Here is a 23,835-nt window from a genome sequence, read left to right on the forward strand (position 1 = left end):
GACGGCCGCCCCTGTGTCCCGGGCCGGCGGGCCCGGTACACCTGGGGGCGGCCCGGACCCGCGCGTCTCACAGCCCGGCGTCGCAGCAGCCGTCGCGGCGCAGCAGCCGGCCCACCTCCAGCCAGTCCTCGGACCTCGCCGCGGGGTGGCGCTCGTGCGGCTGGAACGCGGACACCAGGTCGGCGGTCCGGTACGGGACACCGCCCCTGAGCACGCCCGTGGTGCGCACCAGGGAGTCGAAGTCATGGAACGGGTCGCCGTCGACCAGGGTGAGGTCGGCGAGCTTGCCGTGCTCGACCGTGCCGAGTTCCTTGTCGAGCCCGAAGAGCCGGGCGGGGTGGACGGTCGCGGTGCGGAGCGTCGCGGCCGGTGAGAGGCCGCCGAGGTGCAGGGCGCGCAGTCCCAGATGGAGCGAGAGTCCGACGGGCACGAGCGGCTGGTCCGTGCCGAGGGCGAGCAGGCCGCCGCCGTCGATCACGCGGCGGTACACATCGGTCTCCGTGCGCAGCGTGGCGAGCTGGGCCGCCGTGGGCGCCGTGCCCGCCGACTGCCGTACGGCCGCCGAGTCCCACGGTGGCATCACGGTGGTGACCCGGGGGTCGTCGGCGAGGGCCGGGTCCGCGCCCAGCAGCGGCGCCGAGGTGAACGGCGTCACGATGAGCGCGAAGTTGATGCCGTGCGCCGTGTAGATCTCGATGACGTCCTCGTAGGCGTGCCCGGTCGCGGAGGTCGCGTGGCCGAACTCGGCACGCTGGGTTGCCAGCAGATGGGTCGTCAGGTCCTGTCCGACCTGGACGCCCGGTGAGAGCAAGTGGCTGCCCGAGCGCACGCCGAGCCGTTCGTGGGCGAACCGTGCGGCCTCTGTCATCAGCCAACTGGGCGCCCGCACATAGGTTTTGACGAAGTCCCAGTCGAGGGCGGCACCGCGTTCGAGGGAACGCTTGAGGCCTGCCTCGGTGCGGTGGGCGCGGCCCATGCTGTAGGCGACGCGGGCGCCGTCGAGCAGTTCGCCGGTGGTGAGCAGCCGCGGCCCGGCCAACTGGCCGGTGGCCACGGCCTCGCGGATGCGGGCCTGTTCGTAGGCGAAGCCGCCGAGCGACACGGCGGTGGTGATGCCGTAGGTGAGCTGGCCGACCGTCTGACGGCCGCCGTAGGTGCTCTGCCACGGGTGGGTGTGGGTGTCCCAGAGCCCGGGCAGCACGGTCTGTCCGGAGGCGTCGACAACCCTCTGCGCCCCGCGCCTGCGGTGGGGTTCGACGGCGGCGATACGGCCCGCGCGCACCACGATGTCGACGTCCTCGCGCACCGATTCGCCCGTGCCGTCCCAGAGCCGGCCGGCGTGCACCACCGTGTCGGCGGGCGCCGGCCGGCGCTGGTCGAGCGGTACGCGCACGGTCCGCGCGCCGCCGCCGTCGACGCCGATGAGCCGCAGCCGCGCGCCGGAGAGGTAGAGCAGCGTCCTGGAGTCGCCGGACCAGGACGGGTGGTCGGCCGGCTCGGTGGTGAGGGTGCGCGGCGCGCCCTGAGGGGTGCCGTCGGGTGCGACGGGCAGGACACACAGCGCGGATTCGACGACGACCGCCATCCAGCGCCCGTCGGGCGACCACACGGGGCCGGAGTCGTAGCGGTCGGCAATGGAGACGTGCGGGGCCACGGCGTGCAGACGGTCGGCGCCGGTGGTGGTGTCGACGACCCGGATGACGTTGTAGCCCTCGCGGAACCGCAGGTTGAGCCGGTTGCGGTCGCACAGGGCGAGATGGCGGCCGTCGGGTGACCAGCTGGGCCGTCCCGGCAGCCCGCCGGCGCCGAGCGCCGACACCAGGACGCGGTCGGTACCGCTCGCGAGGTCCCGCACGACGAGCCGCCCCGACATGTCGATCGAGGCGAGCCGCCTGCCGTCGGGCGAGAGCGCCGGATGCACCCGGCCGCCGGTCGCGAGCGCGCTCTCTGTGCCGTCGGCGAGATTGCGGCGGTAGATGCCGAACAGACCGTCCCGGTCGTCGGCGTACAGGAGCGAGCGCCCGTCGCGCGCCCAGACCGGCCCGAGCAGATAGCGCGTGGCCGACGACTGGCGCAGCCGCTCGGGCGGCCTGGATCCCGAAGTGTCCGCGATCCAGAGCGAGTTGAGGGCGGCGAAGGCGATCTTCCGGCCGTCGGGCGACAGCGCGGGCAGATGGATGCCGCGCACCGGACGGACCCGCTCCTCGCCGAGGTCGTACGCCTTGACCTGATAGCGCGGCCGGTCGACGGGGAGCGCTCCCTCGAACGGGATCCGCTCGGGCTCGGCCGGCTCGTCCGGGCGCACCAGGGTGAACGTGCCGTCCACGGTGAGCAGCAGCGCGCCGTCATGCGTCCAGCGCGGGGGCATCGGCGCGATGTCCCCGGCGACGGGGACGGGTTTGCCGTCGACGACCAGGGCACATGAGGCGTTGGGCGCGGGGGTGGTGCGCAGGTAGGCGAGGCGGTGGCCGTCGGGTGCCAGGGCCGGTGTCATGACCTGGGCGTTCTCGGTCTCGGTGTGCTCGATCGTGACCGCGCCCGTGCCCTGGGCGGGGACGGCGGCGACGGTCCTGGCGTCCACGCCGAGCCCGAACGGCGTGGTGACGGCCTTGGCCCGGACGAACAGGATCCGCTTGCCGTCGGGTGACCAGGTCGGGTCGAAGTCCTCGAACGGGCCGTCCTGGAGCGGGCCGTCCTGGCCGGAAAGCCCGGTGAGACGGGTCAACCGGCCGGTGGGCAGGTCGAGTACGTGGATGCGGTAGGGGCTGCCGGCCACCGGGTCGCCGCCGCGCTCGGAGGAGAAGGCGATGCGCGTGCCGTCGGGCGACCAGGCGGGGCCGCGGTCGTCCCACGGGCCTTCGGTGCGTCGGCGCAGCTCGGATCCGTCGGGCCGCATGGTCCAGATGTGGTAGCCGCCGCCCTGGTACGCGCTGAACGCGATGAGCTCCCCGTCGGGGGCGTGCACGGGCCGGGTGGGTTCGAGCCCGGCCGGGGTGAGCGGCTCGGCCTTGCCGCCGGCGCGGGGCAGGGACCACAGGACGTCCTGGATCTCGGCGATCAGGTGGTCCCCCGCGGGTGAGAGGCTCGCGGCTCCGTTGGTGGCGGCCGTGAAGGACAGGGAGAGCCCGGTGCGCGGCGCGGCCAGGGCCGGGGCGGGCACGACGCCGACGGCGGTGACGGCCCCGGCGACGCCCGCGGCGGCGAGGAGTTGGCGGCGGGAGAGGGAGAGGGGAGTGGGGGTGTGGTCACGGTCCATGACAGAGCACGCTGGCGCACCGCGCGGCGCAGGGGCAACACCGCCATTCCCGCCAAACGGGTACGCCCGTCGCCAACCTCCCTGTGGGTCAGTCCTCTTGGGCAGACGCTCCTACGTGGCGGACGGGTCGGTCCTCCCCCGCCGCTCGACGCACCCGCCGAGCGGGGGGAGGTGGCTGCGCTCGGCGGCGCGGCCCTTACTGGGGCTTGAAGGAGCGGATCTGGTAACTGCCCTGGAGGTTGCCGCCCTTGCCGGACTCGGTGGATCCGACGCGTGCGTTGTAGTTGGTCTGGGTGTAGTACTGCACGCGGTGCCCGGTCTTGTTCCACACCGACAGGACCTTCTTGCCCTGCTGGATGAAGGAACAGTTGTCCGCGGTGTTGGCCAGCTTGGACTGCGACCACTGGCAGCGGGTTCCCGAGCCGTTCCAGCCGCTGTAGATGCAGAAGTATCCGGACGTGCAGTTGTAGGCCGCCGCGCGGGCGGGTGCCGCGGGGGCCGCGGTCGCGGTCGGGACGACGCCCAGGGCGGCGACCACGGCTACGGAGGCGACGGCGAACGAGTGGATACGACGCATGGGAAGAACACCTCTTTCTCGTCGGCGGTCCCCCGGTCCGGGCCTCGCGGGCCGGCCGCGGAGGATCGCGTGGGCGCGGGAAGGCCGGGACGAACGGCCCGCCGATGCGGCCGCCGATGGGCCCGCCCCGCGAAAACACCGCCCAGTATTTCGTCGCGCCCGGGCCGCCAGCAGGGCATTTCACGCCGTCCGGGCCGGTGCGGGGGCAGACGGGCGCGCACTCCGGTGGTGCGCCGGTGCCCACTCCGCTCGCCCCGCGACCGTTCGTTGGGGCGGACGGGTGATATCCGGTGCCGTGCACGGCGGGGCGCGTGCGCGGCGCCTCGCGGACATGAAAGGGAGTCCCCCAGAGATCCAATTTGTATGACAATCATTCGAGCCAGAGGAACGCATATGCCTGCCCCAGCTCTTCACGCCCTGACCGCCGTGCCCGCGCTCCGCAGTCCGCGCACGCGCGTCGCCGCCCTCGCGGCGCTCACCGCCGCGGGAACCATCCTGTCGGGCGCGCCCACGGCCTTCGCCGCCCCCGGCGACAACGGCGACGTCAAGATCCACGCGATGGGTACGCAGTTCACGGACCAGCGCAACGAGCCCAAGGTCTGCGGCTTCTACCTGGACGCCTTCAACTTCGACACCGTCCAGAGCGTCACGTATCAGATCAGCACCCAGCCCGCCAGAGCGGGCGGCGCCTCGCTGTCCGGCACCCTCCAACTCGCCACCGGCACCGGCCACTCCGCGCCCCTGACGCTGCCCGACGGGCAGTACAAGCTCGTCTGGAACATCGTCGGCGGCAAGGGCGCGGGCAAGCAGAAGGTCTTCGACGTCGCGTGCAAGACGGCCGCCGGCAGCCGCGTGGCACCGCACGGCGGCGTGCCCGCGGGCGGCGGCGGTCTCGCCGAGACCGCCGGTGTCCCGCAGGCCGGTGCGGTGGCCGGCGTGGGGCTCGTCTCGGTCGCCGGGGTGCTCTACATCCGCCGCCTGCGCCGCCGCCCCGATGGCGCAGCGTAGCGGCGCCCCCCTCACCCGGCGCCGGACGCGCGCCTACCGCCTGACGCGGACGGCCGCGCTGACGCTGTCCCTGGTGGTGGGCGGCGTCTGGTGGGCGCAGGACGACGAGGGCACGGTGCCGGCGGCGGCCGGGCCCCACGACGGCGGGGTTGCGGTGGCGTCCGCCGGCGACAGCCGGGGACCGGCCGCCACACGTTCGCCGGCGCCGGCCGCGCTGCCGCCGTCCCCCGCGGTGTCGCTGACGGTTCCGCACCTCGGCATCGAGGCCCCGGTCGTCCCCCTGGGCCTGGACGCCGAGCGCCGCCTCACCACCCCGCCCGTGGACGACGCCAAGGTCGTGGGCTGGTACCAAGGCGGCCCGTCCCCGGGCGAATCGGGGACGGCCGTCGCCGTCGGGCACCGCGACACCAGGACCGGGCCCGCCGTCTTCGCCGCGCTGCGGACGCTGCGCCCCGGCCGCACGATCGAGGCGCGCCGCGCGGACGGCAGGATCGCCGTGTACACGGTGGACAAGGTCACGACGTACGAGAAGGCGCACTTCCCCGACCAGGAGGTCTACGGATCGACGGGCCGGCCGGAGCTGCGCGTGATCACCTGCGGTGGCCGGTTCAGCACGCAGACGGGGTACGAGAGCAACCTCGTCGTCTTCGCCCATCTCACCCAGGTCCGCGCCTTCCCGAACCACCCGGCCCGTCGGGGCGGCCGGGCCTAGGGCCTGTCCGGCGGGCCTTGTGCGGGACGCGTGGCCCCCAGCGGGACACCAGTAGCGGGACGGCCGAAGTGCCGCATCTTTTCCGGCCACGGCTCTAGGAACCTCAGGTCCGTCTCGCTACCCTCCGCGCATGATTTCCACGGTTGTCTGGGGCACCGGCAATGTCGGGCGTGCGGCGATACGCGCCGTCGAGGCCCATCCCGCGCTGGAACTCTCGGCGGTACTCGTCCACGACCCCGCCAAGGTGGGCCGCGACGCCGCTCAACTCGCAGGTATGGACGGCAGGTCGGGGATCGCCGCGACCGACGACATCGCGGCCGTCCTCGCCTCGGGGCCCCGCGCGGTGGTGTACGCCGCCTCCGGCGACATCCGGCCCGACGAGGCCCTCGCCGACGTCACTCGCGCGATCCGGGCCGGGGCCGTGGTCGTCACCCCCGCCCTGTATCCGCTGTACGACCACCGCAGCGCGCCGCCCGAGTTCCGGGACCCGGTGCTCGCCGCGGTCGCCGCGGGCGGCGGATCGCTGTTCGTCTCGGGCGTGGACCCGGGCTGGGGCAACGACGTCCTGCCCCTGCTGATCAGCGGCCTCGGCTCTACGGTGGACGCGATCCGCTGCCAGGAGGTCTTCGACTACTCCACCTACGACCAGGAGGAGTCGGTCCGCCACCTGATCGGCATGGGACATCCGATGGACTACGCGCCCCTGATGCTCGCACCGTCCATTCCGACCATGGTGTGGGGTGGCCAACTCCGGCTCATGGCAAGGGCATTGGGCGTCGAGCTCGACGACATCCGGGAGACCCTGGAGCGCCGCGCGCTGGACGCCACCGTCGACACCCGCACGATGGGCACCTTCGAGGCGGGCACGCAGGGTGCCGTCCGGTTCGAGGTGCAGGGCATCGTCGAGGGCGAACCACGCATCGTCATCGAGCACATCACCCGCATCCACCCCTCCTGCGCCCCGGACTGGCCGGCGCCGCCCGACGGCGGCGACGGGGCGCACCGCGTCGTGATCGAGGGGCGCCCGCGCATCGAGGTCACCGTCGAGGCGACCGACGAGGGCGAGAACCGCTCGGCGGGCGGCAACGCCACCGCGATGGGCCGTCTGGTGAACGCCATCGACTGGCTGGCCGAGGCGGAGCCCGGGCTCTACGACGCGCTCGACGTCCCACTGCGCCCGGCAGTCGGCAGGCTCGGAAGGAAGCAACGATGATGAGGATCGACATCCCCGAGGGCCAGGAGCCCATCGGGTACGTGTGGGGCGACATGGTCCCCGGCATCGGCATGGCCGCCGCGAACTTCTCCCTGTCCGTGTACGCCCACACCACCCTGGGGCTGCGGGAGTTCGAGGCGGCCCGGCTGCGCATCGCACAGATCAACGGCTGCCAGTTCTGCCTGGACTGGCGCACCGACCGGGACGGCGAGAAGGTCGAGGAGGGCTTCGCCGAGGCGGTCTCCGAGTGGCGCACCACCGACGCCTTCGACGACCGCACCCGGCTCGCCGCCGAGTACGCCGAGCGGTACGCGGTGGACCACCATGGGCTCGACGACGAGTTCTGGGCGCGGATGACCGCGCACTACAGCCAGGTGGAGATCGTGGAGCTGAGCATGAGTCTCGGCTCGTGGCTGGCGTTCGGCCGGCTCAACCACGTGCTCGGCCTCGACTCCGTGTGCGTCCTTCCGACGCACTGAAACGGGGCCGCCCGCTGTCCCGGGCGGCCCCGCGTTCTGCCGTCACCTGAGGTCGACGGCGATGATCTTCTCGATGTTCCGTTCGGCGAGCGCCGTGATGGTGACGAACGGATTCACGCTGGTGTTGCCGGGGATGAGCGAGCCGTCGATCACGTACAGGCCCGGATACCCTTGCAGCCGCCCGTAGTTGTCGGTGGCCTTGTTCAGGACCGCGCCGCCCAGCGGGTGGTAGGTGAGGGTGTCGTTCCAGATCTTGTAGACGCCGAACAGGTCGGTGCGGTAGATGGTCCCCTCGGTGGCGTTGATCTTGTCGAAGATCGTCTTCGCCATGTCGATGGACGCCTGCTTCCAGGCGGTCTGCCAGTCCAGGTCGACCCGGCCGGCCGTGGGGTTCCAGGAGAACGTGCCGCGGTTGGGGTTCTTGGTGATCGACAGGTAGAACGAGGCGTACGTCTCGATGCCGGTGGGCAGCGGTGCCACCTCGGCGAACGCGCCTCCCGCGTTCCAGTTGTCGATGCCGCCGCACGGGATGGACGCCTGGACCTTGCCGGTGGGGTCCCACATGTAGTTGGCCCGGCCGCACATCACATTGCCGTTGTCGCCCCAGCCGCGGCCGATCTCGCCGTTCAGGTTGGGCAGGGCGCCGGTGGCCTTCAGCTTGACGAGGAGTTTGCTGGTGCCGACGCTGCCCGCCGCGAAGAACACCTTGTCCGCCGTGACGGTCTTGGTGGCGGTGACATCGCCGTTGGTGTTGAGCTGCTCGATGACGACGGTGTAGCCGCCGCCGGAGCCCGGCGAGACCGAAGTCACCCGGTGCAGCGGGGAGATGGTGACGCGGCCGGTCGACCTGGCCTGGGCCAGATAGGTCTTCTGGAGGGACTTCTTGCCGTAGTTGTTGCCGTACAGGATCTCGCCCGCCACGGCCGACTTGGGAACCGTCCCGGCGGACTCCTGCTTCATGTAGTCCCAGTCGTACACGTCCGGCACGAACACGAAGGGGAAGCCGGAGCGCTGGGCCTGCTTGCGGCCGACGCGGGCGAACTGGTAGCAGTCCACCGTGTCGAACCAGGCGGGGTCGATGAGCCCCGAGCCGAGCCCGGCGTTGGCGCGCGGATAGTAGGTGTTGTACATCTCGTCGGGGTTGACCGACGGGAGGATGGCGCCGAAGTTCTCGCGCTTGGGTGTGACCGCCATACCGCCGTTGACCAGTGAGCCGCCGCCGACGCCCCGGCCCTGGTAGACGGTGATGCCGCTGAAGTCCTCGGCGTCCAGGATCCCGGTGTAGCGGGGGATGTCCCGGTCGATCGGGATGCCGAAGAAGTTGCTCAGCGGCTGCTTGGTCTTGGTGCGCAGCCAGTACGAGCGGTAGTCCGGCGAGGTCGTGTTGCAGAAGATCTTGCCGTCCGATCCGGGCGTGTCCCAGGCCATGCCCATCTCGACCATCTGCACGTCGACGCCGGCCTGGGCGAGGCGCAGCGCCGCGACCGAACCGCCGTACCCGGTGCCGATCACGAGGGCCGGGACATGTGCGCCGTCGCCGATGGCGGCCGCCCGGGCGCTGGTTCCGGCGAAGGCCGAGGAGCCGTGGCCCACCAGCGCCGCCGCGCCGAGGATAGAACCTGTTCCAGCGATGAATCTCCGCCGCGAAACACCCTGGGAACCCGAATGTTGCATGGTAGTGTCACTCATGTGACATTCCTCACTCTCGATGGAGTGAGAACAGGTTCTACTGGCGCTGGCGTGATAAGTCACTAGATACCTGGAGGTAACTTCTGGCTCGTTACGCGCTCTTGAACGGGGGCGGAGCGGGCCTGCGGTCGACCGGCGTCACCGGCGTACGGATGGCGACCGGGGTGCGGCGCGGCCCGGACCACGGGGCCGGTACGGCATCGATGTCCCGCGCCAGGCGCTGGGCAAGCGCCTCGTAGTTGACCCGCCAGCCCCGGAAGTGCGGCCACGCCTCCTCGGGGCTCCGCTCGGTGGGATAGCCCTGCTCCCGCATCCGGGCCACCCCCGCCAGGAAGTCCTCGTAGGTCAGATCGAGGGGGCCGTCGGGGTGCGGATCGGGGTCGAAGGCGATGCCCTGCGTGTCGGCGATGTCGCGCAGGCAGACGAAGCCCGCGCGCAGCGCCATGCGCACCTCGGACTGGGGGTGGGAGGGATTGAAGGCGAGACGCAGGGCGGCCGCGTCCATCACCGCAAGGAGGGCGATCAGCCAGTTGCGGGTGGCCTTCGGGGAGCGGAAGTGGATGAGTACGGGATAGGTGGTGTGGCTCTCGCCCACCTCGGCGCTCCACCGCTCCCAGTTGCGAAACAGTTCCCCGACGCTGCTGACGACGTCGATCTGGGCGTACCGGGCGAGGATCTCCGGCCCCCAGGGCGGGCTGCCCGCACGGGCCTGGAGCAGGGTCACCTCGGTTTCGCGGCGCTGGTAGGCCGCGTACAGGGTGGGCAGATAGCCGATCTGGAGGCCGATCACGATGGGCCCGGTGGCCGCAGCGCAGAAGTCGATCGCGTTCAGGGAGGCCCGGTTGCCGGCGGCGAAGCCGAGGGTGAACAGCGAGGAGCCGGACTCGGTGAGCGACTCGCGCAGGCCGAGCCCGCTGACCGCCGCCTCCAGCAGCCCGTAGCCGATCATGAAGCAGAACAGCCAGCCCATCAGGGTGATCACGATGGACAGCGGCGCGACGGGCGCGAGCACCCGGTCCTTGGTCTCGGCCCCGCGCGCCAGGTCCGCCACCCGCTGGAAGGGCCACCGCACCCCCTGCTGCACGATCCGGGTGAAGCTGGACCGGGTCGGCCGCGGAATCACCAGGGTGCGCAGCACCGAGGAGAAGATCCCGAGCACGAGGACGGCGCCGAGCACGCCGAACACTGCTCTCACCTGGACTTGTTCCTTTCCCGTACGCCGGACGGACGTTGCCCCCGTCCGGCCACAGGAAGGTTACGACGCGCCGCAGCCGGCGGGCCGCAGGCCTCGTCTCACAGGCCGTGCCGCCGGTGGCCGAGGACCACCTCGGCCACCGCGCGCTCCGACTCGGCGGAGAAGGGCGCTCCGGCGAGCGTCGCCCGACGGGCCTCGACGGCCGCGCGAGTCTCCTCCGCGATCAGGTCGGCGTTGATCGCGGCCCCGGCCCGCACTCCGGCGGCCGCGGCCGCGACGACCTGGTCGGTCGGGCTCGCCACGTTCCCGGCCACCCACACTCCGGGCACCGCGGTGGCACCGGTCGGGTCGGCGGCGATGTGGGCGCCGATGACGGTGCCGCCCATCTCCAGATCGGTGGGCTCGATCCCGAGCGAGGAGAGCACGCCCACCCTGGGCGTCAACTGACCTGCCACCACCAGCACCTGACGGCCAATCAGCGTTCCGTCGACAAGTCGCACGCCCGTCAGACGTCGGTCGCGCGCCGCCAGGCCGACGACCTCCCCGGCGACGACGCGCACGCCCCGGGCAGCCAGCTCCTCATGGCTCCGCTCGTCCAACTCGTCCAGAGTGTGCCGGAAGAGCGTGACGTCGTCGCTCCACTGCCGCCACAGCAGGGCCTGGTGCACGGCGAGCGGGCCGGTGCCGAGCACGCCGATGGCCCGGTCCCGCACCTCCCAGCCGTGGCAGTAGGGACAGTGCAGTACGTCGGTGCCCCACAGCTCCGCGAGCCCCGGGAGATCGGGGAGTTCATCGACGAGGCCGGTGGTGACCAGGAGCCTGCGGGCCCGTACTTCGGTGGCGTCGGCGAGGGTGACGCGGAAGGCCTCGCCCTCGCGCTGGGCGGCGACGGCAGTGCCGGCCCTCAACTCGACGCCGTAGCCGAGCACTTCGGCCCTGCCCGCGGCAAGGAGCTCGCCGGGCGGGGTGCCCTCGTGGCCCAGGTATGCGTGGACCGCGGCGGCCGGGGCGTTGCGCGGCTCCCCCGCGTCGATCACCAGGACCGAACGCCGGGCCCGGCCCAGGGTGAGCGCGCCGCTCAGCCCCGCGGCACCGCCGCCGATCACCACGGCGTCGTGGATCCCCGGCAGGTCGCCTTCGGGAGTGCTGTTCATGGTGTGTTCCGTTCGCTCGCTCATGTGCGACACCTCCAATGCCGCGATGCTGCGCCCGGTGCTGCCCGATTGACAAAACTTCTTGCTGTTATGGCAAATAGGAGCAGGGCTCAGGACCCCGCACGGCTTAGCCGACGCGAGCGAGCGGCCGGTGGAGTCCCTCTCCCGGTACGGGGCGCAGGGCGAGCGCATACATGACATGTGCGGGCGCAGCCCGGCGAAGGCTGAGCGGGGCGGGGCCGCGAGCACGCCACGCGCGGGTCAGGGGCGGCGGCGGGGCTTGCCGCGCTTGGCGGCGTTCTTCGGGGCGCCGGAGCCACCGCGCGCGTTCTTGCCCTGGGCCTTGGCGGGCTTGCCACCCGTCTTGCCACCCGTCCTGCCCGCGGCGGGCTTGCGCGGGGTGCCGCCCTTGTCGGCGCGCTTCTGCTTCGGCTGGGGCGGGGTGGGCGTGCGGCCGCGGGTGCTGTTCACGGTGCGGCCGCGGACGATCCCGATGAACTCCTCCACCAGGTCCGGAGTGACCTCCGCCTCCGGCCACGACAGGGCGACGCGCGACTCGGGCACGCCCGTGATCGTCCGGTAGGTGAGGTCCTTGCGGTGGTAGAGGCGAGCCAGCGACTGCGGCACGACGAGCAGGCCCACCCCGGCGGCGACCAGCTCGACGGCGTCCTCGGTGGTGGCGGGACGCTCGAAGGCGGGCAGGCCCGGGGGGCGTTCCCAGTCCAGGGTGTCGTCGAGGGGGTGCAGCACGATCTCGTCGGCCAGCTCGTCCGCGGACACCTCCTCGACGGCGGCGACGAGGTGGTCCTTGGGGACCACGACGACCGACGTCTCGGTGTAGAGGGGGATCGCGCTGAGATCCGTGCGGTCGATCGGCAGCCGTACGAATCCGGCGTCCGCTCCCCGGCCGCGCAGTACGTCGGGTGCCTCGGCGGCGGAGACCGTGCTGAGGGTCAGGGGGACGTCCGGCAGCCGCTCGTTCCAGATCCGCACCCACTTGCTCGGCGTCACACCAGGAACATAGGCGAGCCGGAACGATGGGGGTTCTTCGGAGCCTGTCACTCCGCCAGGTTACCGGTCGTGGTCAGCGCTATCGCACACGCTCGCTACTCTTGGGACCATGACGTCGCACCAGACCACCCAGACGATGAAGCCCGCGACCGCGGCGAAGAAGCTGGGTGTGTACCTAGAGGCCACCCCCGCAGAGTTCCAGGAGGGTGTCGTCTCGCGCAGTGAGCTGAACGCCCTCCAGGCCGACCCGCCCCAGTGGCTCCAGGACCTGCGACGCACCGGTCCGCACCCCCGGCCGGTGGTCGCGGCGAAGCTCGGCGTCTCCATCGCGGGCCTCGCCCGTGGCGGAGTCACCGAGGCCCTCACCACGGAGCAGATCGACGCCCTGAAGCAGGACAACCCCGAGTGGCTGCAGAAGGAGCGCGCCACCCAGGCCGAGGTCCGCAAGGAGTCGGTCCGCATCAAGGAGAAGAACAAGGAGAAGGAAGCGCGGCAGGCCGAGGGCCCCCGCTCCTGAACCACCCGGCGTCCGCGACGCCGCCAGTTCGTCCACAGTGCCGCCGACCGGAAGCCAGGCTTCCGGTCGGCGGCACTGTGCTTAGCGGCCCGTGAAAGGCCCGGCACACGTGCGCCGCCCGTCACCACCGACCCGCCTCAACCGAGTTTCCTCAGTTGAAACTGGACAGTCTGGACTGAAGAACTTACGGTGGCGGAATGGAAGACACCACCGACGGCATCTCCGCGTCCGCCGTCCGTGCGGCGCGTGACCTGCGGGTGGCGTTCAGCCGGCTGCGGCGACGGCTGCGGGAGGTCGCGGACACGACGGACCTCACGCCCTCGCAGGTGTCCGCGCTGGCGCTCATCGAGAAGGGCGGGGCCGCGTCCGCCAGCGCGCTCGCGGCCACCGAGGGCGTACGCCCCCAGTCGATGGCCGCCACCCTCGCCGCACTCGACCAGCAGGGCCTCATCCAGCGCAGTCAGGATCCGCGGGACGGCCGCCGCCAGCTGGTCACCCTCACCGAGGCGGGCCGCGAGCGTGCCGAGGGCAACCGGCAGGCCCGCGCCGAATGGCTCACCCAGGCCTTCCAGGACCGCTACACCGAGGAGGAGCGCACCACCATCGCCGAGGCGATGGCCCTCCTCGCCCGGCTGGGCGAGCCGTGAGTGCGGACGCCGGCGGACCGCCGGTCCCCGGTGTTTTCCACGATCAGCCACGTCACGTCAACGTGCCCTGAATAAACGGCAGTTGAGCGATGCACGTGCGCGCTCAGAGTTTTAGAGTTCACGAAAGGCACCACCATGGCTCTCACCACGCTCGACCAGAACACGGCGCTCGTCGTCATCGACCTTCAGCGGGGCATCGTGGCCGCGCCCACCGAGCCGCACTCCTCCGCCGATGTCGTGGCCCGCTCGGCCGAACTGGCCGACGCCTTCCGCTCGCACGGGCTCCCCGTCGTCCTGGTCCGCGTCTCGTTCGCGCCGGACGGAGCGGACGCCCCCCAGGGTCGTACGGAGGCCGCCGGACGCGGCGCGCAGCAGCCGCCGCAGGGCTGGGACGTCATCGTCGACGAGTTGGCCGGGCACCCCGAGGACATCACTGTCACCAAGCGCAACTGGGGCGCGTTCCACGGCACCGATCTGGACCTTCAGCTGCGCCGGCGGGGCGTCACCCAGATCGTGCTGACCGGCGTGGCCACCAGCATCGGCGTCGAGTCGACCGCCCGTGCCGCGTACGAGCACGGCTACCACGTCACCCTGGCCACCGACGCCATGACGGACCTGAACGCGGAGGCGCACCGCAACAGCATCGAGCGGATCTTCCCGCGCCTCGGTGAATCCGGCACGACCGCGGAGATCGGCGAGCTCCTGGCCAAGACCCGCACCGCCTGAGGTCCGCAGTGCGGGGAGGGGCGCCCGCGAGCGCCTGCCTCCTCGGACGGCGAGGAATTCGGCGGACGGCGAGGAATTCGGCCGAACCAGCCACGCGGTACGTCCTGTTGGCGGTGGACAACCACACCATGGAGCGCACTGGTTCGATCGAGCACTGCGAGGCGACCCCCACGCGGCACCCGGCGCGCTCCTCGCCGGCCACCGCGGTCACTGCGCACATCGGATGGGCGAGGCGATCGAGGAACCCCATCCCTGCCGGTCACAGCGCCCAACTCCGCACCTCGTCGCCCACGGGCCGCGAACAGCCGGCCACACGAGCACCCCGCGGTGGGCCCCGAGTCGGCCGATCGGCCGAAAAGAGCGACTCCGCCGGACACGCGGTGTGTAGCGCCGGGAGCCAGGGGCACCCGGGCGTTGCGTGGACGCGACGCCGTGCGCCAAGGGCGGCCGCAGTCCGCATCCGCACCCATCGTCCATACGAAGGGACCGCTCCACCATGGCCAACATCTGGGCCTACCCCGAGGCAGCCGCGTACCAGCCGGGCACCGACCTCACCGGCTACAAGGTCGAAGCGACCGACGGAAGCATCGGCAAGGTCGACAAGTACTCGGAGGAGGTCAGCTCCTCGTACATCGTCGTCGACACCGGCCCGTGGATCTTCGGCAAGTCCGTCCTGCTGCCGGCCGGAGTCCTCACGCGCATCGACCCGGCCGAGAAGAAGATCTACGTCGCGTGCGCCAAGGAACAGATCAAGAACTCCCCCGAGTTCGACAAGGAGAAGCACCTCGGGGACCCGACCTATCACGAGCAGGTCGGCGGCTACTACGGACGCCCGCACAGCTGACGCTCCCCCGTTCCCACGATGCCCGGCCGCCAACCGCGCCCGGGCATCGGCGCGTTGGCGCGTTGAGCCGCGCGGCGGCACAGGGGTCAGGGCTCGGCGAGCCACTCTTCGAGTACGGCCTCCCGCTCGCGTGAGCGCAGCAGGGCGGTCTCGCTCCGGACCTCCCACCACCGGCTCAGCGCCGCGGGCGAGGAGGCGCCGGCGACGAAGCGGCTGAGCAGCTCGTGCGAGAGGTCGACCTCCCGTCGGGTGTACGCGCTCGCCGCGCCGGACTGCACGACCACCTCGACATCGGCACCGCCCCGGGTCCCGATCAGCACCGTCATCTCCTCGGGGCTTGCGGGCACCCACAGATCGAGCGCCGCCGCGGCCACGGTCGCCGCGCGGCCGGCCCACCGCAGGGCCGCCGAACGGGCGGGCGCACCGAGCACCTTCAGGGCGGTCACCTCGCTCCAGGGCCACTCCCCCGCCGTCGCACCGGTCACCCGCAGCGTGTCGGGGGCGAGCAGCACCTCGGACGTCGCTGTCGCACCGGGCGTGCCCAGGTGGACGTTCTCCGCGTCGATCCAGAAGAGACCGACCATGCAGCCCGCCTTCTGCGGGGCCGGTGGCACGGGTGCCGGTTCCAAGGCGAACTCCATGGGGCGGTGGGGACGATCCGGCGACTCTAGATCACTCGCGGAAATCGTTCGAACGGCACCGATGGGTTTCGGGCACCGGCCATGCCCACCGTGGCCGCGGTGCCGCCGCGCCCGCATCCGGTTCCGAGCGTCACCCCGCATTCCGGGCTGCCCCGCGGTCCCGAGGGGCTACTCGGTCCCGAGGGGCTACTCGGTCCCGCGGGGCAGCCCGGTTCAGTGCGGCCCGCCCGGTTCAGTGCGGCCCGTCCGGTTCACGGGGCCGTTCGGCCTCCGGTGCTCCGCCCGTCGCATGTGTTCCCTCGGGCAGGGGCGCGGGCGCCTCCGTGATGTCGAGGAACACCTGGTCCGCCTCCGGCCACTCCTTGACCACGGCCGCCTTGATCCGTTCCGAGACCAGCTCCAGGCGCTCGCTTTCGAGCCCGGGTCGCAGGTCGATCCGGGCCGCGACGAGCGTCGAGTCCAGGCCGAGCCGCATCGTCAGAAGACTGGCCACGTTGTCGATCTCCGGCTGCCGGTCGAGCAACGCCCTGATGTCCCGGCGCAGTTCGGGGTCGACCGCCTCGCCGATGAGTTGCGCACGGGCGTCCTTGCCGAGCCGGAACGCCACGTACACCAGGAGCAGTCCGATGGCGAGCGAGGCCGAGGCCTCCCAGACGCCCTGGCCCGTGACCATGTGCAGGGTCATGCCCCCGGCGGCGAGCAGTACGCCGAGCACCGCGGTGCCGTCCTCCGCGATGACGGTACGCAGGGCCGGGTCGCCGCCGATTCCACCGCTCTGGCCGCGCACCTGGTACAGGGCGCGCGCCAGTGAGCCGCCTTCGGCCAGGAGCGCCACACCGAGGACGACGAGGCCCGCGATGTACCCGCCGGTGGACTCCTGCTCCTGCGAGCGCAGCGCCTCGATCCCCTGGAGGAAGGAGAAGCAGCCGCCCATGACGAAGATGCCGACGGCGGCGAGCAAGGACCAGAAGTAGCGCTCCTTGCCGTAGCCGAAGGGGTGCTGCTCATCGGCCGGGCGCCGGCTGCGGCGCAGGGCGGCCAGCAGGAAGACCTCGTTCAGGCTGTCGGCCACCGAGTGCGCCGCCTCGGACAGCAGCGCGGGCGAGCCCGCGAAGAGTCCGGCCGCGGCCTTGGCCGCTGCGATCAGCAGGTTGGCGCCCAGCGCCACAAGGACGGTCAGGCGGGTCTTGCGGTCCTTCTGGTCCGGCTCAGCCGCCTTGTCGGCACTCTTGTCTGCCTTGTCTGTGCTCATTCACCATGTCCCTGTAGCAGCACGGTATGTGATTAACCGTCAGTTGATGCTCTTGTGTGCCGAAGGCGTGCCCCTTGCGGGCGGAGGGACGCCTTGCGGGCGGAGGGCGTCATGGAGCGCTCTCCGCCCGCAAGGCGGCTCGTGGCCGGTCACCGACGGCTATCGCCCCGGGACCCCGCGTAGGAGCGGCGCTTGCGCGCGGCCGAGGCCTCTTCCGGGTCGTCCTCGGCTTCCCCTTCCGGCTCGTCCTCGTACTCCGCCTCCGGTTCCTCCTCGTCCTCGTACTCGCCCTCGAAGTCGCCCTCCGCCTCGTCCTCGTACCCCTCTTCGGGGTCCGCCTCGGGGTCGGCCTCGCCCTGATCCACTTCCTGCTCGGGATCCCGGCCCTCTTCGGGCTCGACCCCGTCCGCCACCTCGTCCTCGTCCTCGTCCTCGTCCCGCTCGAAGTCCTGGTCCTGCTCCTGGACCTCGTCCGCGGGTTCGTCCTGGTCGTCCTGGTGCTCGGACTGCTCCGCCTCCCGCTGCTCCTCCTCCTCGGCCACGGCGTCGTCGTGGCTGACCACCACCTCACCGTCCCTGATCTCGCCGCGCCAGCCTCCCTCGGCCTCGCCGCGCAACGCGATGTGGCGTGCGAAGTTCTTGAGATCGAGGCGGGCCCGGCGGCCCTGGGCGCGCCAGATGTTGCCGGTCTTCTCGAAGAGCCCCTTGGAGTAGTACTCCATGACCAGCAGGACACGGGTGATGTTCTCGCCGAGCGGGTGGAAGGTGACGACGCCCTTGACGCTGCCCTTGGCGCCCTCGGAGGTCCACGCGATACGCGCGTCCGGCACCTGCTCGGTGGTGTGCGCCTTCCAACTGCGGCTGGACCAGAAGACCTTGACCTTCCAGTCCGACGTGGTGTCGTCGGCGACGGTCGCGCTCTTCACGCCCTTGGCGAAGGTGGCGAACGACTGGAACTGGGTCCACTGGTCGTAGGCCTCGCGGACGGGCACGCCCACGTCGATGGACTCCATGATGACGGTCGGCTTGCGCCCACCGCCGCCCTTCTTGCGCTTGCCGCCGAGGTTCTTGAACATTTCCTTGGCGTTGTCCTTGAGGTGCGAGGCCCCCAGTTCGACGGCTGTGCGCACCGGGCCCTTGCCCTCGGCGATCTTGCGCCCACCGTCGAGTGCCAGCTTGGCGAAGCCGGGACTGTTGCCCTCGGCTATGTCGTTGAGCTTGCCGGTGGTCTCGCCGAGCTTGTGGCCCACACCCGTCAGGAGCCGCTCGCCCTGGGCGAGCAGATAGCTCTGGAGCTCCGACTTCAGGTGATCGACCGCGGGGCTGTCCTTGAGCGGGTTCTTCGACTCAGCCACGGTCCTCACCACCCTGACCGCCGCGCCGGCTCGCCGTCTTCTTCGCCGGCGCCCGCTTGGCCGTACGCTGCACGGACTTGGTGGCCTTCTTGGCCGAACTCGCCCGGGAAGATGCGGACTTGGCGGCGGTGCGCCCGGTCGATCGGCGCGCGCTCGACGCACCCTTGTCGGAATCGGAGTCGGAGGCCCTGGCAGAGCTCCGGCTCGGACTCCGGCCGGCGGACTTGCCCGACCCCGCGCCCGGCCTCCGGCCCGAGTCGCCGGAGGAGGAGCGGGACGACGGCTTCGACGACGACTTGGCGGGTCGCTCGCCCTCCTCCTCGCCGTCCTCCGGCTCCTCTTCCAGCTCCTCTTCCGGCGCCTCGTCCCGGCCCGAGCCCGTCACGTCCGGCACGACACCCGATATGCGGTCCTGTACACCCAGCGTGCGGTCGTGCAGCCGGTCGGCCAGTCCCTCGATCTGCCGATTGACCAGCGCGCCCGTGGCCGCCTTGCCCACCCCGCGCAGATCGTGGCGGAGCTGGTCGCCGATCTCCTTGAACTGCGGGTTGCCGGCCAACTGGGCCGCCGCGAAGTCCGCGATCGCACGTGGGCTCAGCTGTAGTCGCTTGCCCATGACCAGTGTTCCGATGCCGAACGCGAGCTTGGCCTTCTTGGTGCGTCCGAGCAGATAGCCCGCGCCTACCGCGAGCCCCAATCCCAGCCGGTTGTTCATATCAGACCTGTCCTCTTCTCGTCCGTCTCGCGAGGGGGAGCCTGTGGAGGCCTCATCACACCGGGTAGCCAACATGGCCAGAGCCAAACCCCGCACCGCTTCCCCCGCAACGCGCCCGGGGCTCAGGGCGCCGCGGTGTGCGGATCGCAACCGGCTGGGGTGCGCCACGGGCACCCGGGCGGAGATCGGTCTGACGCTCCATCAACTACGGTCCGGAACAGGGCGGATGAGGGAGGGAACGGCTCCTTCCGCCACGCGGGCCCCGGCCCTCCTCAGGAGAGCTCCCGCAGCGCTTGACCGAGGGCCTCCACTCCGTCGGTGAGCACAGCCACGGGAGTCGCCGCGTAGCCGAGCACGAGCCCCGGCGGCCCGGGAAGCTGTCGATGCCACGACAGCGGATGGCACTTCACTCCGCGGCCGAGCGCAGCGGCGGCGAGCACGGTGTCGGGTACGTCCGCTTCGTACGTGACGGTCAGGTGCAGCCCGGCCGCCGCGCCACGCACCACGGCACCCGGCAGGTGCTCGACGACGGCTTTGATCATCGCGTCCCGGCGCCGCCGGTGACGGACGCGCAGCAGCCGCAGCTGGCGTTCGAGGTCACCGGACGCCATCAGGCGAGCCAGCACCAGTTGAGGCAGTACGGCGTTGCCCAGGTCGGTGAAGCGCTTGAGGTCGATCAGGGCGTCCCGATGGCGGCGTGGCGGTATGACCCAGCCGATGCGCAGCGCCGGCGCGAGCAGTTTGGACACGCTGCCCAGGTAGCACCCGTGGTCGGCGAGCAGAGTGCGCAGCGCCGGGACCGGGGGACGGTCGTAGCGGTGCTCCGCGTCGTAGTCGTCCTCCAGGATGAGGCCGCCGTCCCGGGCCCAGCGCAGGAGTTCGCGACGGCGCTCGCCGCTCATGACAACACCGGTGGGGAACTGGTGCGCGGGCGTGAGCAGCACCGCGCGGGCGCCGGTGGCCCGCAGCGCCGCCACCCGCACGCCGTCCTCGTCGAGTGGAACCGGCGGGGTGGCCAGGTTTCCGTGCCGCAGGTGCTGGCGTATGCCGAGGGACCCGGGGTCCTCCACCGCGACCGCGTCGATGCCGTCCGCCCGCAGCACCGGGGCCAGCAGGGAGAGGGCCTGGGACGTGCCCGCCAGGACCACCACCTCGTCCGGATCGGCGCGAATGCCGCGGGTACGCGCCAGCCAATCCGTGATGGCGCGGCGCAACTGCGGGGTGCCGCGCGGGTCCCCGTAGCCGAGGGTGTCGGCCGGCAACCCGGTGAGTACGGCTCGCTCCGCCTTGAGCCAGGCGGCCCGGGGGAACGCGGTCAGGTCGGGACGACCGGGAGTGAGGTCGACGCGGGCAGGGGCGGCCCGCAGCAGGTCGAAGACATCGACGCCCGGAGCCCCGTCGAACAGCGTGCCCGCAGCCGGCGGATGCGGCGGCGCCGCCGGACGCGGCGGCTCGTTCCTGAGGACCTCCACTGTCGAGTTCCTTAGGACCTCCACGGTCGGGTTCCTGGGGAGCCCCACGCTCGGAGCGGCGGGCACCGCGACCACCGACGTCCCCCCGCGTCGGCGCCCTTCGAGGTGCCCGTCCTCCGTCAGCCGCCGGTACGCCTCGACTATCACCCCGCGCGACACCCGCAGTTCGGCGGCGAGCACCCGGGTCGCGGGCAGACTGCTGCCCACCGTCAGCCGGCCGTCGGCCATCGCCTCGCGCAGCCGCTCGGCCAGCCAGTCCGCCTTGCCCCCGACGGGCGCGTCCCCGATGTCGAGCAGCAGGAAGTCCGAGCCTCGGACCACGGTGTTCCCCCTGCCCGCCGCCGTCGTGGGCGTCATGTCCCCGGCGCTCGGCCCACTCACTTCTCGTCTCCTCCCCTCCTCGGCCCGATGGTGGGCCGGCCCGCACCCTCACGCCATCGCGAGCCGCACGCCCAGGGCCACGAATCCGAAGGCGAACACCCGCCTGATACCGGTCATCACCCGCGGCCTGGACAGCACATGGCCGCGGACGGCCACCGCGCACATTCCGTACGCGACGAAGACGGCGAAGGTGAGCACCATGAAAACGGCGCTGAGCTGGAGCATCAAGCCCAGGGAGCCCGGTTTGCCGGCGGGCACGAACTGCGGCAGGAACGCTACGAAGAACATCGTGAGTTTCGGGTTGAGCACGTTGATCAGCACACCGGAACCGATCACCCGCAGGGCCGGCCGCGGCCCGCCCTCCCGCTCCACCGTCAGCGCCTCCTTGTCCCGCAGCATGGACCACGCCATGAACAGCAGGTATCCGACACCGAGGTACTTCACCGTCGCGTAGGCGGCGGCACTGGTGTGCAGCAGGGCGGAAAGCCCTGTGATCGTCGCTGCCAGGTGCGGCACGATGCCGAGTGTGCAGCCGAACGCCGCGACCACGCTCGCCCGGCGGCCGTGGGACAGGCCGGCTGCAAGGGTGTACACCACGCCCGTCCCTGGTGTGATCACCACGACGAGCGTGGTCAACAAGAATGCGATGCTCAAAGCGGCCTCCGTACGATCGGTTCCCTCGCACCCTGCCGCGTTGATGGTCCGGGCCGACAGGGCCAAAGCCGCCCCGGCCCACTGGTCCATAACGCCGTCTCCCGCCGTCCGCGGGTCGCACAGCGCCGGCGGACTGGTCCGCGGCTCAGTCGCGTCGGCTCAGCCGGGCCGAGAGGTGATGCTGCAACGGCCGGCCGACCGCGGCGAGGTCGTGCACGAAGGTCAGGGTGTCCTCGGCGGTCAGCTCGTAGCGGCGGCGGGTGGCGTCGACCTGCTTCGCGGTGGGGGCGAGGGCCACCTCCTGGGTGGCGAGGTCGACCGTCCTGCCGCTCGCGGTACCGACCGCGATCTCCGCGATGCCGGTGGGCTGGGTGATCAGGGCCTCGATCCGGCCGTCGGCCTGCATCCGCCACCATCCGCTCTCGCGCGCCGACGGGCGCAGCGGGGCGCCCTCGGCGTCGAGCAGCCAGGCCCGGGCCTCGTACCGCAGGAAGGGCCGGCCGTCATGGCTGAAGGTGACTTCCTGCGCGTACGCGAAGTCCCCGTCGATCGTGGGGTATTCCCCCTCGCCCCGGCCGTGCCAGGTGCCGAGGAGGCCGAGCACGGGCGCGAGCAGCGCGTGCGGGGCCGGCGTCCCGTCCGGGCGGATGCTGTCCGGGTAGGGGTACTCCGGTGCGGCGTCGAACACGATGTGCGCTCCTGGGATCGGTACTGATTGCCAGGGGGAAGCCTAGGGTGTCGATCCTCCTCAGGTGCCTGTTGACCATGGAGAACTCCTCCTCGGGGAGGGCACGGCCGACCGGCGTGGTGGATGTGCGGCGCAGGGACGGCCGCTAGCGTCGGAGACGAGCGCGAACGGCGGGGAATGACGGGGAAAGGTGCACACGGTGGGTGTTCGAGCTATGGGCGTACGAGCTGTGGGTGTACGAGCTGTGGGCGTACGGACGGCGGCCCGGACCGCGGTGATCGGGTTGGCGCTGGCGTTGACCGCAGGTGCGGCCGGGGCGGCCCCCGCATCGGCGGCGGGTCCCGGGCGGCTCGACGGGGTGTGGCGGATGGACGGCTACGGCACCCTGGTGACGGTCGCGAACGGCAGGTTCACGACATATGACACCACCCGCGTCAGCTGCCTGCCCGGCGCGGTCACGGCCCAGCAGGTGGGCCGCCCCGGAGCGGGCGGGGCGACCCGATACGGCGAGGGGCCCGTCGCTTCGATGACCTTCACGCCCGAGGGCCGGGAGCACGCGGTGCTCGCGCTCGACGACGCGGCCGGTGTCCGCCATCTGAAACGGCTGTCCGCGCTGCCCGAGCGGTGTCGGAAGCCCGCGGCCGAGGGACCGCTCGCCGTGTTCGACCGGTTCTGGGCGACCTTCGCGGAGAACTATCCGTTCTTCGCCGCGAAGGGCATCGACTGGCAGGCGGCCAGGGACCGTTACCGTCCGCTCGTCACGCCGGACACGACCGATGCCCGGCTCCAGGAGATCCTCACCGACATGATCCGTCCGCTCCACGACGCCCACACGGCGCTCGTCCACCAGGGCAGGACCGTCTACTTCGGCCTGCGGCCCGGCACCCGGGTGCCGACGGCGGACCTGCGCACCCGCGCCGCGGCGAACGCCGCCCGCCAACTCGTGTCCCCGGCGCGGACCTTCGCGCAGGGCAAACTGGTGGTGGGCGAACTACCGCACGGGATCGGCTATTTGAGGATCGACTCCTTCGACGGGTACGTGGAGAGCGACAGCTTCCAGGACCAGGTGGCCGAACTCGACCGCGCCTTGGACGCGTTGCTTCCCCGCGACGCGAGGCGGGGCGCCGATCCGTTGCGCGGCCTGGTGATCGACGTCCGGCTCAACGGCGGCGGATCCGACGCGCTGGGGCTGCGGATCGCCTCGCGCCTCACCGACCGGGCCTACACGGCGTACCGCAAGGTGGCCCGCAACGACCCCGACGACCCGGCCCGCTTCACCCGGCCCCAGCCGATCGTGGTCCACCCGGCGGCGGCCCCGCGCTGGACCGGTCCGGTCGCACTGCTCACCAGCGGCAGCTCGGTCAGCGCGGCGGAGACGTTCACGCAGGCGCTCATGGGCCGCGATCCCGGGGTGACACGGATCGGCGAGAACACCCAGGGGGTGTTCTCCGACGTGATGTTCCGGCCACTGGCCAAGGACTGGGCGGTGATCCTGCCCAACGAGAAGTATCTCGATGAGCACGGCCGCACCTTCGACGGCTCCGGCATCCCGCCCCGGCTGCACACTCCCGTCTTCACCGAGGACGACCTCACCCACGGGCGCGACTCCGCGTTGACCCTGGCCCGGCAGGTGCTCTCCGCGTCGTGAC

22 protein-coding genes are annotated in these 23,835 nt (G+C 71.8%); 9 read left to right on the forward strand and 13 right to left on the reverse strand.

The annotated features are described in order from the left end of the window. Positions 1-67: 67 nt before the first annotated feature. Together CG740_RS18905 and CG740_RS18910 are read right to left on the reverse strand one after the other, a co-directional pair. Complete coding sequence (locus tag CG740_RS18905; RefSeq protein WP_100576330.1) at positions 68-3,256, reverse strand: amidohydrolase family protein; 3,189 nt, start codon at positions 3,254-3,256, stop codon at positions 68-70. A gap of 196 nt (positions 3,257-3,452) precedes the next feature. Beyond that, positions 3,453-3,833, reverse strand: coding sequence for a peptidase inhibitor family I36 protein (locus CG740_RS18910; RefSeq protein ID WP_100576331.1), 381 nt, complete (start codon positions 3,831-3,833; stop codon positions 3,453-3,455). Positions 3,834-4,226: 393 nt separating this feature from the next. Between CG740_RS18910 and CG740_RS18915 the strand changes: the two genes are divergently transcribed. From CG740_RS18915 to CG740_RS18930, 4 genes are all read left to right on the forward strand, one after another. Next, the gene (locus CG740_RS18915; protein ID WP_100576332.1) at positions 4,227-4,841 is read left to right on the forward strand and encodes a hypothetical protein; all 615 of its coding nucleotides are present in this window, start codon (positions 4,227-4,229) and stop codon (positions 4,839-4,841) included. Beyond that, positions 4,828-5,553, forward strand: coding sequence for a class F sortase (locus tag CG740_RS18920; RefSeq protein ID WP_100576333.1), 726 nt, complete (start codon positions 4,828-4,830; stop codon positions 5,551-5,553). Before CG740_RS18915 ends, CG740_RS18920 begins: the two co-directional genes overlap by 14 nt. 130 nt (positions 5,554-5,683) lie before the next feature. Beyond that, positions 5,684-6,766, forward strand: a complete 1,083-nt coding sequence (locus tag CG740_RS18925) for an NAD(P)H-dependent amine dehydrogenase family protein (RefSeq protein WP_100576334.1) — start codon at positions 5,684-5,686, stop codon at positions 6,764-6,766. Beyond that, entirely contained in the window at positions 6,766-7,245 is a 480-nt protein-coding gene (locus tag CG740_RS18930; RefSeq protein WP_100576335.1) for a carboxymuconolactone decarboxylase family protein, read from the forward strand. The genes CG740_RS18925 and CG740_RS18930 overlap by 1 nt, the downstream gene beginning before the upstream one ends. A 42-nt stretch (positions 7,246-7,287) precedes the next feature. Here CG740_RS18930 and CG740_RS18935 read toward each other — a convergent pair whose 3' ends face one another. The 4 genes from CG740_RS18935 to CG740_RS18955 all read right to left on the reverse strand — a co-directional run bounded on the left by CG740_RS18935 (position 7,288) and on the right by CG740_RS18955 (position 12,345). Further along, positions 7,288-8,934: a GMC oxidoreductase gene (locus CG740_RS18935; RefSeq protein ID WP_100576336.1), complete on the reverse strand. Its 1,647-nt coding sequence runs from the start codon at positions 8,932-8,934 to the stop codon at positions 7,288-7,290. A gap of 91 nt (positions 8,935-9,025) precedes the next feature. Continuing rightward, positions 9,026-10,129, reverse strand: coding sequence for a hypothetical protein (locus CG740_RS18940; RefSeq protein WP_100576337.1), 1,104 nt, complete (start codon positions 10,127-10,129; stop codon positions 9,026-9,028). A gap of 98 nt (positions 10,130-10,227) precedes the next feature. Then, positions 10,228-11,307, reverse strand: coding sequence for an NAD(P)/FAD-dependent oxidoreductase (locus CG740_RS18945; RefSeq protein WP_234376356.1), 1,080 nt, complete (start codon positions 11,305-11,307; stop codon positions 10,228-10,230). A gap of 237 nt (positions 11,308-11,544) precedes the next feature. Further along, positions 11,545-12,345 carry a LysR family substrate-binding domain-containing protein gene (locus CG740_RS18955; RefSeq protein ID WP_100576339.1) on the reverse strand — a complete coding sequence of 267 codons (801 nt, stop codon included), beginning with the start codon at positions 12,343-12,345 and terminating at the stop codon, positions 11,545-11,547. 58 nt (positions 12,346-12,403) lie between these two features. On the opposite strand from CG740_RS18955, the gene CG740_RS18960 reads away from it, so the two are divergent. The 4 genes from CG740_RS18960 to CG740_RS18980 all read left to right on the forward strand — a co-directional run bounded on the left by CG740_RS18960 (position 12,404) and on the right by CG740_RS18980 (position 15,028). Beyond that, the gene (locus tag CG740_RS18960) at positions 12,404-12,811 is read left to right on the forward strand and encodes a DUF5997 family protein (RefSeq protein WP_100576340.1); all 408 of its coding nucleotides are present in this window, start codon (positions 12,404-12,406) and stop codon (positions 12,809-12,811) included. Between the two features lie 197 nt (positions 12,812-13,008). Next, positions 13,009-13,458 carry a MarR family winged helix-turn-helix transcriptional regulator gene (locus tag CG740_RS18965; RefSeq protein WP_100576341.1) on the forward strand — a complete coding sequence of 150 codons (450 nt, stop codon included), beginning with the start codon at positions 13,009-13,011 and terminating at the stop codon, positions 13,456-13,458. A gap of 135 nt (positions 13,459-13,593) precedes the next feature. After that, a complete protein-coding gene (locus CG740_RS18970; protein ID WP_100576342.1) occupies positions 13,594-14,184 on the forward strand; it encodes a hydrolase in 591 nt (196 codons plus the stop codon). Positions 14,185-14,680: 496 nt separating this feature from the next. Further along, positions 14,681-15,028, forward strand: coding sequence for a PRC-barrel domain-containing protein (locus CG740_RS18980; protein ID WP_100576343.1), 348 nt, complete (start codon positions 14,681-14,683; stop codon positions 15,026-15,028). An 86-nt stretch (positions 15,029-15,114) separates the two neighbouring features. Here the strand turns inward: CG740_RS18980 and CG740_RS18985 are convergent, their stop codons facing one another. The 7 genes from CG740_RS18985 to CG740_RS19015 form a co-directional block, all read right to left on the reverse strand. Beyond that, on the reverse strand, positions 15,115-15,657 hold the full coding sequence (locus CG740_RS18985) for a hypothetical protein (RefSeq protein ID WP_234376357.1): 543 nt from the start codon (positions 15,655-15,657) through the stop codon (positions 15,115-15,117). A gap of 244 nt (positions 15,658-15,901) precedes the next feature. After that, positions 15,902-16,921, reverse strand: coding sequence for a cation diffusion facilitator family transporter (locus CG740_RS18990; RefSeq protein WP_100576344.1), 1,020 nt, complete (start codon positions 16,919-16,921; stop codon positions 15,902-15,904). A 149-nt stretch (positions 16,922-17,070) separates the two neighbouring features. Further along, positions 17,071-18,276 (reverse strand): SRPBCC family protein, encoded by a 1,206-nt coding sequence (locus CG740_RS18995; protein ID WP_100576345.1) that lies wholly within the window; start codon positions 18,274-18,276, stop codon positions 17,071-17,073. Next, positions 18,269-18,991, reverse strand: a complete 723-nt coding sequence (locus tag CG740_RS19000) for a DNA primase (protein WP_100576346.1) — start codon at positions 18,989-18,991, stop codon at positions 18,269-18,271. The genes CG740_RS18995 and CG740_RS19000 overlap by 8 nt, the downstream gene beginning before the upstream one ends. Positions 18,992-19,263: 272 nt before the next feature. Continuing rightward, complete coding sequence (gene pdxR / locus CG740_RS19005) at positions 19,264-20,820, reverse strand: MocR-like pyridoxine biosynthesis transcription factor PdxR (RefSeq protein WP_100576347.1); 1,557 nt, start codon at positions 20,818-20,820, stop codon at positions 19,264-19,266. A 72-nt stretch (positions 20,821-20,892) separates the two neighbouring features. Further along, a complete protein-coding gene (locus CG740_RS19010) occupies positions 20,893-21,498 on the reverse strand; it encodes a LysE family translocator (RefSeq protein ID WP_100576348.1) in 606 nt (201 codons plus the stop codon). A gap of 145 nt (positions 21,499-21,643) precedes the next feature. Further along, positions 21,644-22,186: an FABP family protein gene (locus CG740_RS19015; protein WP_100576349.1), complete on the reverse strand. Its 543-nt coding sequence runs from the start codon at positions 22,184-22,186 to the stop codon at positions 21,644-21,646. 244 nt (positions 22,187-22,430) lie between these two features. Here CG740_RS19015 and CG740_RS19020 point away from each other — a divergent pair, with 244 nt between their 5' ends. After that, complete coding sequence (locus CG740_RS19020; RefSeq protein ID WP_234376358.1) at positions 22,431-23,834, forward strand: S41 family peptidase; 1,404 nt, start codon at positions 22,431-22,433, stop codon at positions 23,832-23,834. Position 23,835: the final 1 nt, after the last annotated feature.

The organism is Streptomyces sp. CB01201 (genome assembly GCF_002803085.1).
Classification (GTDB): Bacteria; Actinomycetota; Actinomycetes; order Streptomycetales; family Streptomycetaceae; genus Streptomyces; species Streptomyces hundungensis.

Excerpts from the sequence above, each read along its gene's own strand:
- CG740_RS18905 (WP_100576330.1), bottom strand. The coding sequence starts at position 3,256 with ATGGACCGTGACCACACCCCCACTCCCCTCTCCCTCTCCCGCCGCCAA.
- CG740_RS18910 (WP_100576331.1), bottom strand. The coding sequence starts at position 3,833 with ATGCGTCGTATCCACTCGTTCGCCGTCGCCTCCGTAGCCGTGGTCGCC.
- CG740_RS18915 (WP_100576332.1), top strand. The coding sequence starts at position 4,227 with ATGCCTGCCCCAGCTCTTCACGCCCTGACCGCCGTGCCCGCGCTCCGC.
- CG740_RS18920 (WP_100576333.1), top strand. The coding sequence starts at position 4,828 with ATGGCGCAGCGTAGCGGCGCCCCCCTCACCCGGCGCCGGACGCGCGCC.
- CG740_RS18925 (WP_100576334.1), top strand. The coding sequence starts at position 5,684 with ATGATTTCCACGGTTGTCTGGGGCACCGGCAATGTCGGGCGTGCGGCG.
- CG740_RS18930 (WP_100576335.1), top strand. The coding sequence starts at position 6,766 with ATGAGGATCGACATCCCCGAGGGCCAGGAGCCCATCGGGTACGTGTGG.
- CG740_RS18935 (WP_100576336.1), bottom strand. The coding sequence starts at position 8,934 with ATGAGTGACACTACCATGCAACATTCGGGTTCCCAGGGTGTTTCGCGG.
- CG740_RS18945 (WP_234376356.1), bottom strand. The coding sequence starts at position 11,307 with ATGAGCGAGCGAACGGAACACACCATGAACAGCACTCCCGAAGGCGAC.
- CG740_RS18960 (WP_100576340.1), top strand. The coding sequence starts at position 12,404 with ATGACGTCGCACCAGACCACCCAGACGATGAAGCCCGCGACCGCGGCG.
- CG740_RS18965 (WP_100576341.1), top strand. The coding sequence starts at position 13,009 with ATGGAAGACACCACCGACGGCATCTCCGCGTCCGCCGTCCGTGCGGCG.
- CG740_RS18970 (WP_100576342.1), top strand. The coding sequence starts at position 13,594 with ATGGCTCTCACCACGCTCGACCAGAACACGGCGCTCGTCGTCATCGAC.
- CG740_RS18980 (WP_100576343.1), top strand. The coding sequence starts at position 14,681 with ATGGCCAACATCTGGGCCTACCCCGAGGCAGCCGCGTACCAGCCGGGC.
- CG740_RS18990 (WP_100576344.1), bottom strand. The coding sequence starts at position 16,921 with ATGAGCACAGACAAGGCAGACAAGAGTGCCGACAAGGCGGCTGAGCCG.
- CG740_RS19000 (WP_100576346.1), bottom strand. The coding sequence starts at position 18,991 with ATGAACAACCGGCTGGGATTGGGGCTCGCGGTAGGCGCGGGCTATCTG.
- pdxR (WP_100576347.1), bottom strand. The coding sequence starts at position 20,820 with ATGACGCCCACGACGGCGGCGGGCAGGGGGAACACCGTGGTCCGAGGC.